9 protein-coding genes (1 of these 9 running past the window's edge) are annotated in these 12,149 nt (G+C 41.1%); all 9 read left to right on the forward strand.

The annotated features are described in order from the left end of the window. Window positions 1–588: uroporphyrinogen-III synthase (locus QVP94_RS16640; RefSeq protein ID WP_288213305.1), on the forward strand; the 588-nt coding region annotated here is incomplete at its 5' end. Next, window positions 588–974, forward strand: a complete 387-nt coding sequence (rnpA, locus tag QVP94_RS16645; RefSeq protein ID WP_005860298.1) for a ribonuclease P protein component — start codon at window positions 588–590, stop codon at window positions 972–974. The genes QVP94_RS16640 and rnpA, both read left to right, overlap by 1 nt. Next, complete coding sequence (gene yidD, locus QVP94_RS16650) at window positions 974–1,195, forward strand: membrane protein insertion efficiency factor YidD (RefSeq protein WP_005863660.1); 222 nt, start codon at window positions 974–976, stop codon at window positions 1,193–1,195. The genes rnpA and yidD overlap by 1 nt, the downstream gene beginning before the upstream one ends. After that, window positions 1,179–1,850, forward strand: a complete 672-nt coding sequence (locus tag QVP94_RS16655) for a TatD family hydrolase (protein WP_022193038.1) — start codon at window positions 1,179–1,181, stop codon at window positions 1,848–1,850. Before yidD ends, QVP94_RS16655 begins: the two co-directional genes overlap by 17 nt. A 103-nt stretch (window positions 1,851–1,953) precedes the next feature. Further along, entirely contained in the window at window positions 1,954–3,246 is a 1,293-nt protein-coding gene (gene tyrS, locus QVP94_RS16660; protein WP_008773162.1) for a tyrosine--tRNA ligase, read from the forward strand. A gap of 413 nt (window positions 3,247–3,659) precedes the next feature. After that, window positions 3,660–4,490, forward strand: a complete 831-nt coding sequence (locus tag QVP94_RS16665) for a glycoside hydrolase family 16 protein (RefSeq protein ID WP_009275446.1) — start codon at window positions 3,660–3,662, stop codon at window positions 4,488–4,490. Between the two features lie 91 nt (window positions 4,491–4,581). Continuing rightward, entirely contained in the window at window positions 4,582–7,440 is a 2,859-nt protein-coding gene (locus tag QVP94_RS16670; RefSeq protein ID WP_022193039.1) for a triple tyrosine motif-containing protein, read from the forward strand. Window positions 7,441–7,774: 334 nt separating this feature from the next. Next, window positions 7,775–10,816, forward strand: a complete 3,042-nt coding sequence (locus tag QVP94_RS16675) for a SusC/RagA family TonB-linked outer membrane protein (RefSeq protein ID WP_005863650.1) — start codon at window positions 7,775–7,777, stop codon at window positions 10,814–10,816. A 24-nt stretch (window positions 10,817–10,840) separates the two neighbouring features. Further along, window positions 10,841–12,149 carry the 5' portion of a RagB/SusD family nutrient uptake outer membrane protein gene (locus QVP94_RS16680; protein ID WP_022193040.1) on the forward strand. It continues 221 nt past the right edge of the window, so 1,309 of the gene's 1,530 nt are visible here — the first part of the coding sequence; its start codon is at window positions 10,841–10,843; the stop codon falls past the right edge of the window.

Here is a 12,149-nt window from a genome sequence, read left to right on the forward strand (position 1 = left end):
CCCCCCGCCGTTATTTTTACGGCTCGTACGGCTATCGATCATTTCTTTCATTTATGCGAGGAATTGCGTGTGGCTATCCCGGAAACGATGAAGTATTTCTGTATGACAGAGGCGATCGCTGTTTATCTCCAGAAGTATATCGTTTATAGAAAACGTAAGATTTTTTATGGTCAGACCGGTAAGGCAGATGATTTGGTGACTGTTATCGCCAAACATGCGAAGGAGAAATACCTAGTACCTGTTTCCGATGTACATAAAGATGATCTATTCGCTTTGTTAGATGCGAAGAAAATCAACTATACGAAAGCGGTGATGTTCCGTACGGTGAGCAATGATTTCGCGAAGGACGAGAAATTCGATTATGATATGTTGGTTTTCTTTAGTCCGTCGGGTATCTCTTCCTTATTGAAGAACTTCCCGGATTTCAAACAAGACGATATAAAGATCGGCTGTTTTGGCCCTACTACGGCAAAGGCTGTTAAAGATGCGGGTCTGCGTTTGGACGTTGAGGCTCCCACGGTGGAAGCCCCTTCTATGACTGCTGCTTTGGATTTATATCTGAAAAAACAGCAAGACGGTAAAAAATAATGACGACAAAAAGGTATACCCTTTCAAAAGAAGAACGCCTGTCGTGGAAACGTTACATTGACCTATTATTCGAAAAAGGACAATCGTTCGTGGCGTTTCCACTGCGGGTCGTTTATTTACCGATGGAGGAAGAGATGCCTGCCCGTGCTTCCTTCTTAGTGAGTGTACCGAAGAAAAGATTTAAGAGAGCCGTAAAACGTAACTTGATCAAACGACAGGTACGTGAGGCTTACCGGGTTCGTAAATATGATTTACTGGAACCGTTGGAAGCGAAGAATAAGGGCATGTTAATCGCTTTCCTGTACCTCGATAAAGAGATCCATCCGTACGCTGCGATGGAAAAGGCAATGAAGAAAGCGATCCATATCCTTCGGGATAAAGAATAATGAGACGCTTTTTTACCACATTACTCTTATTGCCGGTTTATTTCTACAAATATTGTATCTCTCCTATGACACCGGCTTCGTGCAGGTATACGCCCACTTGTTCCGAATATGCGGTGCAAGCCTTGAAGAAATATGGCCCTGTGAAAGGATTGTATCTTGCGGTTAAACGAATACTTCGTTGCCATCCTTGGGGTGGGAGCGGTTATGATCCGGTTCCGTAACGCCATGGGTTATTATGATATACATACGCATCAGATGCCTTTCCATAAGGAGGATATCGCGGTTATAAATAGGATCGTGAGTCCAATGGGTGATATGCAGCCGGGTTCACTTCCTGATACGGTTATTCGCTCATATGGTATTCATCCGTGGTATATATATAATGTAAAGGAGCAGATGGATCTACTTAGGGTATTGGTGTCTGGTTCGGGAGTCGTGGCGATCGGAGAGGCTGGACTTGATACACTGGCCGAATCTCCAATGGATTTGCAAAAAGAGGTGTTTCTGGCACAAGCCAATTTAGCGGAGGAAACACATAAGCCATTAATCATCCATTGCGTAAAAGCGTGGGCGGATCTCATTGCCTGTAAAAAGGCCGTGAAACCGGAGATGCCTTGGATTATCCATGGCTTTCGAGGTAATGGTGAACTTGCCTCCCAATTGGTTCGCTTGGGGTTTTATCTCTCTTTTGGAGATCGTTTTAATCCGTCGGCTTTGCGTGCCGCATGGCCTGATTTCCTTTTCTTGGAGACCGATGATAAATCGATTGATATCCGCGGGGTCTACCAAAATGTAGCGGAAGCGTTGGATATTCCGGAAGAAAAGCTGCGGATTCAAATCGCTAAAAACGTTTCTATCTTCCACCTAAACGGATAATTATCAATTATCAATTTTCGATTCTCAATTAAAAAGTCGTACCTTTGCCTCGTATGAGATAAAGTGACAAATATATTAATGTAATACGATATAAATTAATACGATGAATTTTGTAGAAGAATTAAGATGGAGGGGCATGATCGCTGATATGATGCCCGGGACGGAAGAGCAATTGCAGAAAGAGTTGACATCGGCCTATGTGGGGATCGATCCAACGGCAGACTCTTTGCATATCGGACACTTAGTAAGTGTGATGATGCTGAAGCATTTCCAACGTGCCGGTCATCGTCCTATCGCTTTAGTGGGTGGCGCTACCGGTATGATCGGTGACCCGTCTATGAAGTCTGCTGAGCGTAATTTGCTGGACGAGGCTACTCTTCGTCACAATCAGGATTGCATCAAGAAACAATTGGCTAAGTTCCTTGATTTTGACTCCGACGCTCCTAATGCCGCTAAGTTGGTGAACAACTATGACTGGATGAAGGATTATTCTTTCTTAAATTTTATCCGCGATATCGGTAAGCATATTACCGTGAATTACATGATGGCTAAGGATTCTGTGAAGAAGCGTTTGAGCCGCGAATCCAGTGTAGGTATGTCTTTCACCGAGTTTTCCTATCAATTGCTACAAGGCTACGATTATTTGTATTTGTATGAGCATGAGGGTTGCCGTCTACAGATGGGTGGTACCGATCAATGGGGTAATATCACGACTGGTACGGAATTGATCCGTCGTACGTTGGGAGGGGAGGCTTATGCCTTGACTTGCCCGTTGATCACGAAGGCCGACGGTGGTAAGTTCGGAAAGACGGAATCCGGTAATATCTGGTTGGATCGTCGCTATACTTCTCCGTATAAATTCTATCAATTCTGGTTGAACGTAAGCGACGCTGACGCCGCCAAGTATATCAAGATCTTCACGGACTTGAGCCAAGAAGAGATCGCCGCTTTGGAGGCGGAGCAAGAGGCCGCTCCTCATTTGCGTCCGTTGCAGAAACGTTTGGCGAAAGAAGTGACTGTTATGGTTCACTCTTTGGAAGATTATGAGGCCGCTGTCGAGGCTTCCAATATCTTGTTTGGTAACTCCACTCACGAGGCTTTGTTGAAATTGGATGAGGACACATTACTAGCCGTATTCGAGGGTGTTCCTCATTTCGATATCTCCCGTGATGAATTGGCCGCAGGAATCAAGGCTGTTGATTTGTGTACTGAAAAAGCCGCTATCTTCCCTTCAAAAGGTGAGATGCGTAAATTGGTACAAAGTGGTGGCGTAAGTTTTAACAAAGAGAAATTAGCGGAGGTTGATACTGTAATTGATTGTTCTTCACTGCTTGACGATAAGTATTTATTGGTTCAAAGAGGTAAGAAAAATTATTATTTGTTGATCGCAAAGTAAAAAAATAATCAAAAAATTTGCAAGGTAAGATTTTATTCTTACCTTTGCATCGCTTTAGTAAAGCAATCGGATTGTCTCATGGTGTAATGGTAGCACTACAGTTTTTGGTTCTGTCTGTCGAGGTTCGAATCCTCGTGAGACAACTCAACAATCCAGAGAGAGGGATGTCAATTGTGGCATCCCTTTTTTATTTTGTGACATTTTCTCGTATAGATAGCTTATCCGATTAATCCCTAGGGAAAATGGGGTAGTACTTACTTTGGCCATGAAGTATATCTTCTCTGCCACTTGAAGTATATCTCCTGTGGTATTCGCAGTATAATTGCGGGGATAACCTTGCGATGTGTTTTTCATCTACACTTTTATTTATTTTTCATATATTTGTGGAAATTCTGATTTAAATCAATATTGTTATGTCACGGTCATTTCTTTTGTTTGGTTTTATCCTATATAGTGTTTTCTTGAGCAGTCTGGCGAATGCTAGTGATATCGATTTGTCTGCACCCATGGATAAAGGCGGGTGGAAATTGATATGGAGTGAGGAGTTTGACTATACGGGATTTCCTGATTCTACGAAATGGTCTTATGATACGGAAGGTAATGTATATCAATGGGGAAATAACGAGGCTCAATATTATACATCCGGCAGAAAGGAGAACGCTTGGGTCTCGGATGGGGTATTGAGGATTACGGCCTTGAAAGAACCGATGGAAGGTCGTTCATATACATCGGCTCGTCTGATTACGAAAGGAAAAGGGGATTGGTTGTACGGACGTTTTGAAATTCGGGCGAAACTCCCGACCGGACGAGGGACATGGCCGGCCATCTGGATGCTTCCAACGGATTGGGAATACGGGGATTGGCCAAAAAGCGGGGAAATAGATATTATGGAAAATGTGGGCTATGATCCCGATACGATCGTAGGTTCTTCGCATACGGAAAAATATAATCATGCGATCGGAACTCAAAAAAATGCTAAAATTGCGTGTCCGGATTGTTATAAAGCGTTTCACGTGTATGCCTTGGAATGGGAGGAAGATGAGTACCGGCTTTATGTAGATGATCAATTATACTTTACATTTAAGAACGAGGGGACAGGCTATGAGGTTTGGCCTTACGATAAACGCTTTCATATCTTGCTGAATCTGGCGATCGGTGGGAATTGGGGAGGCCAAAAGGGTATTGATGATTCTCTTTTTCCACATGTGTTCGAGATTGATTATGTGAGAGTTTATAAGAAGTAGGGTGTAACGTGATGTTTTTTTATTTACTTTTGTGGTACATAACATTCTGTACTATATAGTGAAGGAGATACTTAAGAGGACGTTGGTTCGTATGTTGATTTGTTGCGTTATTGCCTTGTTATTTTGTATAACGGGGAATGCGAAGGTACCCTATATTCCTAAAATCATCAATTATTCCGTAAGCGATTACAAAGCGGGAAACCAGAATTGGGCCGTCTCCCAAGGTCCGGGAGGAAAGATGTATATTGGGAATAACCGGGGGCTTTTGGTTTTTGACGGTATTCATTGGGATCTTGTGAAATTACCGAATAATCTAGGTGTCCGTGCTTTGTATATATCGAAGGACGGACGTATTTATGTCGGCTCTTTCGAGGAGTTCGGGTATTTTGAGATGGATGATGAGAATGATCTGATTTATCATTCACTCAGTTCGTCTGAGATGAATGTCTATCTGAATAATGATGAGTTCTGGACGATTAATGAATATAAGGGTGAGATTTATTTTCAATCATTCCGGAGCTTTTTTATTTATGACGGGGAAAAAGTAAGAAAAGGTGTATCCGACCTGTCTCCATTGTATATTTTCACATTAGACGATCATCTATACGTTCAGTTCATGGAGGGAGGAAGCTTTTGTCGAATGGATGACGGCCAGTTTACAGAGTTACTATCGAAAAAGGTTTTGGAGGATGATGTGGTTTCGGTCTTGCCATTTGATCATCAGCTATTATTGGTCTCGGCTCGTAGTGGATGTTTTATCTATGATGAGGTGCGTAAAAAATTGTCTGTGTGGAATACACCAGCCAATGAGATATTAAAGGAAGGGATCGCAAACCGGGGAGTCATGATGAAAGATTCTACTTTTATTGTGGGTACGATTTCTAATGGGGTTGTAGCGATTAATAAGCAGGGGGAAACTTTGTGGCATATCAACCGGGAGAATGGCTTGATTAATAATACGGTATTGAGAGTATTTGCTGATAATTCGGATAATTTATGGGTTACATTGGATAATGGTATCGCGCAGATACATGTGAATTCTCCGATCTATTTTTATGAACCGCTTGAGGCCCAGATTGGTATGGTGCATGATATGGTGATAGAGAAGGGTATTGTTTATTTAGCTACGAACCAAGGTCTTTATGCGTTATCTGAGAATGATAGTTATCCAACCTTGATTCCCGGTACTCAAGAACAGACATGGTATATCTCCGATGTCGGAAATCAACTGATTGCCGGACATAATACAGGTACCTTACAGCTAGAGGGCCGAAAAGCTACTCAGATACCGGGTCCCAATGGAGGGGGTACCGCATTACGTAAGACAATTATCCATGGAAAGGAAGTTTTACTCCAGATGTCTTACCGTCCACTCAGTGTTTTCACCCGGGATATGGTTACTAATCGTTGGAAATTTAGCCATAATGTAGAAGGATTCTCTAATTTGATCAAATCGTTTGAGGTTGACCCTACCGGCAATATATGGGCTAGCCATATGTATAAAGGTATCTATCGTCTTCGCTTGAATGAGGATTTGAGGAGCGTGAAAGAGATGGAGTATATCGGAAAACTGGAGGAAGGTAATGAGAGTGGTACGATTAATGTAATGAAATTACGCGGACGTATTGTTTTCTCGGATGGGAGTAAGTTTTATACTTATGAGGATTTGACTGGAAAGATCGTTCCTTATGATTTGTTGAATGAGGATTTTCCCGAGTTAAGCGATACCTATCGGGTTGTTTCCTTGAATAATGATTTATATTGGTTTATCCGGAATTCGGAATATGTATTGTTAGGATATGAGTCTGGGCGATTCCAGTTAAAACAGCGTATTCCTTTTACTTTGTTTGATAATCCGACCATAGAGGATAGGGGAAATATTTATGTGGCTTCCGACGGGACGTCTTATTTTTGTCTAAACGGGGGGATCGCTCGTTATGACAGATACCGGAATTATGTGGATACGACTCGAGTTCCATTAAGTTTGTCGCAGGTAAGGGCCTATAATCGGCATGAAAATGAGTTCGCTCCGCTCCCTTGCAAGGGAGCGGACGCACCGGAAGCCGGTACGTCCGTATTGAGTTATAGCTATAATACGATTCTTTTTAAGTTTTCGTATCCGGATTTTACGGGGCGCCGTTTCCTGATCTATTATAAACTGGACGGGTTTGATAATGAATGGATAGAAGGCACCAGTAATTTTCAACGGACTTATTCTAATTTACCGTATGGTAATTTTGTGTTACATGCGGTTGTGAAAGACGATCGAGGAAAAGAGCTATCTTCTCTGTCTTATCCATTCAAGATCGAACGTCCATTTTATAGCTCTTGGTGGGCGCTGATCATCTATTTTGCTTTGTTTTTATGTATACTGGTCGTATTAGTGAGAATGTATACGATGTGGATTGTCATGCGTGAGAAAAAAGTTAACGAGGAGCAAAAGAGATTGCAAGAAGAGCAATTGAGGGCGCAAGAGCAATTAATTGTCAAGCTAGAGAATGAAAAATTAGAAAATGACCTTACTTATAAGAGTAAGGAATTAGCCAGTGCTACTTTGTCTGTTATCTCTCATAATGATTTCCTTGAAGGTCTAAAAAAGGAAATACAAGCTCAACAATTATCGGGAAGTTATACGAAACGATTCTTCGATAAGCTTATCCGCATGATCGAAGAGAATATATCAGGCGAGGATGAATGGGCCATTTTCCAGACTAATTTCGATCGTATCCACGAAAAGTTCTTTACGAATCTAAAAGAGCGGTATCCCGATTTGACTCCGGGCGATTTACGATTATGCGCTTTATTACGTTTGAATATGCCAACTAAGGATATGGCTCGTATGCAAAATCTTTCCGTACGTGGTATCGAGGCGGCGCGCTATCGATTGCGTAAAAAACTAAATCTACCGGAGGGGCAAAGCTTGGTAGATTTCATGATCCAGTTCCACTAAGAAATTTCATAGTTATGAATGAAAAATATCATAACTATGAAATAAGAAAATCATAACTATGAGTTTTCCTTGTCATTTTTGTGTTCCCATATTTAGTGAGATGTGTTTAATAACATATAATGTTCTCCTTTTGAATTAACAAATGTATTATAACTGAAAATAAGATAATTAATATGTATTGCAGTAGTATAAAAGTAGTAATTTTCTGCTTGCGCAAGGCTTGCAGTAGTGTTGAAGTATACAAAAATTTGCCCTTTTTTAGGTTTGGGTGTTCATTTGCTTCAAATTTAATAATGAGTGTAAAAACAAATGTTCAACTTTAAAACTAGAATGAATGAAAGCTAAATTAATGCTTTGTTTATGCCTGTTACTTGCCGCGACAACAATGTTTGCGCAGAATCTGACAGTTACCGGTGTGGTAACTGAAAAGGCCACAGGATACCCAGCTATCGGGGTGAGTGTTTTGGTTAAGGGTACGACTAATGGTACCATAACCTCTATGGATGGAGACTATACTTTGAGTAATGTTCCCAAGAATGCGACTTTAGTATTTAGTTATGTAGGTATGACTACACAAGAAGTTCCGGTTAACGGACAGACTGTAGTAAATGTTCTTATGAGTGAGGATACGCAAAACTTGGAAGAGGTTGTCGTTATCGGTTATGGTACGAGTAAGGCTAAGGATTTGACAGCTCCAATTGCCGTGATCAAGGCTGATGAGATTACGAAACATGCGACATCATCTCCGATGAGTGCTTTGCAAGGAAAAGTGCCGGGTGTGCAGATTACGAATAGTGGCCAGCCAGGTTCCGGTCCTTCCGTACGTATTCGTGGTATCGGTTCTATGAATACGGATAGCCAACCTTTGTATGTTGTAGATGGAATGTTCTTTGATAATATTGATTTCTTGAATAATAGTGATATTCAAGATTTGTCTATTTTGAAAGATGCTTCTGCCGCTTCTATTTATGGTGTACGTGCGGCGAATGGCGTAGTCTTGGTTACGACAAAGAAAGGTGCGTTGAATCGTCCTGCTACGGTTACTTATGATGGTTATGTTGGCTTTCAAAAGGCTACGAATGTATTGAAAATGGCTAATAGTGAGCAATATGCGACTATGATCAGTGAGATGGGTAATGAAACCTTACAGGCTGTTGTAAATAACGCTAAAAATGTTTGGGGAACACTTCCTAATACAAACTGGTATGATGAGATCTTACATACAGCTTTAACTCACAACCATTCTTTAGACATTTCTGGAGGTACTGAAAAAGCTACTTATTCTGTGGGTACCTCTTATTTGTATCAAGATGGTATCTTGGATTCTAAAAATGATTACTCTCGTTTCAATTTGCGTACGAAAGCGGATTATAAGGCTTTTGATTGGTTGAAAGTAGGAGCTAACGTTGTTTTGAGCAACTCTACGCAAAACTTGCCAAACGGCGAGGTTTGGTTAGCAGCTTTCCGTACACCGGGTATTATTCCTGTATATGATGAAAATAGCTCCTTGAATCCGTATCCTACGAAATATGGTTCTCCTGCCCAAATCGGTTTGAGTGAGTATTACTACAATCCGGTTGCTCAAGCGGAGTATTATGATTCTAAAAATTCAATGTTGCGCGTAATGCCTTCTTTCTATGCGCAATTCGACTTCTTGCCGGAGAATAAGTTATTCTTTAAAACGGCTTATAGTCAAGATATCAATGTTATCCAGACAAGAGCTTATACTCCAGAATTTTTGGTTGGTGGAACTCAGTTGAATTCGACTCCCCTTTTGAATAAGAAGAATGATATTTATCACAGTTGGATTTTAGATAATACATTGACCTATACAGATACGTTCGGTGATCATGGTTTAACTGCGATGTTGGGTCAATCCGTACGTGAAGAGAACTGGCGTAACCTATGGGGAGAAGCTACAGGTGTTCCGGGCGGACACGAGGAATATTACTATTTGAATCAAGGTAATGCGGATGGACGTAAAACTGGCGATGACGGTACGACTTATCGTGGTGTTTCTTGGTTCGGTCGTGTATCTTATGATTATAAAGGCAAATATTTATTGTCTGCTACAATGCGTGCTGATGGTTCTTCCAAATACCAAGAGAAATGGGGTTATTTCCCTTCTGTAGGTGCTGCTTGGAATATTTCAGAAGAAGGATTCATGAAAGATCAGAAATGGGTTGATTATCTGAAATTACGTGCGAGCTGGGGTAAGTTAGGTAACGATAAGGTTGCGGCTAGTGATGGTTTCGCTTCCATTACGCAAGATATGGGTACCTCTGGTATATTTGGAGGAAGCGCTGTTCCTGGTTATACGAACTTGGTTTATTTTAGTTGGTTAGGTTGGGAAGTCGTGAATGAGACGAACGTCGGTTTAGATTTTCGTACGTTGAATAGCCGTTTGACAATAGAGGCAGACTGGTATTATCGTTTGACTCAAAATGCCGTGATCGACGCTCCTCTGCCAATGGGTGCCGGTAACTTATTAGGTAACAGAGGTGAGATTTTGAATACAGGTGTTGAGTTGTCTTTTAACTGGGCTGATAAGATCGGTAAAGATTTCTCTTACTACATTGGAGCAAACTTGACAACCTTGCACAATGAGGTAAAAGATTTGAATGGTTTATCTTATTTATATGGTGGTTCTGCGGAGTTCCGTACGATTTCTCAAGTTGGTGGTGAGTTGAATGCTTACTATGGATATGATATTGAGGGTGTTTATCAGAATGCCGCAGAGATCGCTGCAGATCCGATTGCTGTAGCAAATGGTTTGGAGCCCGGAGATTTCAAGTATGTTGACCAAAATAAGGATGGTAAGATTGATAATAAAGACCGTGTAACATTGGGTTCTTATATCCCGAACTTCAATTACGGTATCAACTTAGGATTCTCTTACAAGAATTTCGATTTCTCTATGGTTATGCAAGGTGTAGCTGGAAACCAGATCGTAAACCGTAAACGTGGTGACCGCCGTTGGCACTCTGAATTGAACTATGACTTAGATCAGTTCGAGAATCGTTGGACAGGTGAGGGCTCTACTAACGAATATATGTCTGCGAAAGGTTCTGTAAAACCTTGGAATATCTCTAACTTTAACTCATTCTATGTAGAAGATGGTTCTTATTTCCGTATTCAGAATGTACAAGTTGCTTATACATTCCCGAAGAAAGACTTTGGAAAATTCAAGATGCCGAGCATTCGTTTGAGCTTGACTGCTGATCGTCCTTTGACTGTTTTCAAGGCAAACAGCTTCAGCCCAGAGTTGGGTAGTAAGAACGAGAAAGGTGAGATAGCATCTTCTTCTTATGGATTTGATGAGCGTGTATATCCTTTAGCATCTTCTTATACGTTAGGTCTTCGTATTATTTATTAATCTTTAAATGCTAATCAAAAGTATATGAAAAATATATTAAAAAAACAGATTTTATGGGCTATCCCTTTAGCCTTTTCATTGCTGACATCCAGTTGTAGTGATTACTTGGATAAGCTTCCAGAGAATACTGTAGAGGTAGAGGGTATTGATTATACGAATAAATCGAATATGTATATGCCTGTTTCCGGTGTATATGCGACCGCTCGTGGTTATCTGGGGTCTTGGTCCTCGTATGGATGTATCATAGTTCGCGGTGACGATGTGAATAAAGGAGGATCTCCTACGGACCAGATTGAGTATGAGTATGCTAGTAAATTCCAGTATGATCGTTTGACTACTTTCTGGGCATTAAGTGGCCTTTGGGGAAACTGCTATTATGTTGTCTCTACTTCTAATTCAGCATTGGAGTCTTTAGAGAATTATGCTAAACATTTGACGAGTGAGTCAGACAAGCAATTAAACGCTCAATATGCTGCTGAAGTTCGCTTTTTCCGAGCATATGCTTATTTCCAGTTGGTAAATTTATTTGGCGATGTGCCTCTTTTGTTAGACAATCAAGAACTGAATGTATTCAAGAATACGAAAGAGGATGTAAAGAAGTACATTTATGACGAGTTGGATTATTGTATAGCAAACTTACCGGCTATTCGTCCGAATGAGTCTGAGCATCCGGGAGCGGTTACAAAATATACCGCTGAGATGTTGAAAGCGAAACAGAAGATGTATGATAATGAATGGGATGAGGTATTGGCCTTGACCGAGGATATCGTCAATAGCGGAAAGTTTGAGTTGTATAATGACTTCTATGAGTTGTTTAAGATTCCGGGAAAATTGTGTAATGAGTCGTTGCTAGAGTATCAATTTACTGACTTTGGAAATGGAAGTGGTGATATCGTTTCTTCTGACAACTGGTTTGCGTTCCAAGGTCCTCGTGGAGAGGCTCCTATCTCTGGATGGGCATTTATTGAGCCGACTGAGAAAATCCGTAATTTATTCTCTAAACGTGGTGAAGCGGTTCGTGCGGAAACAACGTTCCTCATGACGGATGCCACTACTCGTGACGGTGATTATATTCCTGTCGCTCAACCGGGTGAACCGACTGCTTATAATGGAAAGGCTTATACACCGGCTAATCAAATGACTCCGGGACGTACTGGATATGGCGATAATAATAATATCCGTGTATTCCGTTATGCTGATGTGTTGTTAATGAACGCTGAGGCTAAAGTTCGTAAGGGACAAAATGGAGACGCTCCATTAAACTTGGTTCGCGAACGTGCTGGTTTAGCTCCGATTGCAAATGCGACTTTGGATCAAATTCTGGAAGAGCGTC

Source organism: Parabacteroides sp. CAG:2, from assembly GCF_000436315.1.
Classification (GTDB): domain Bacteria; phylum Bacteroidota; class Bacteroidia; order Bacteroidales; family Tannerellaceae; genus Parabacteroides; species Parabacteroides distasonis.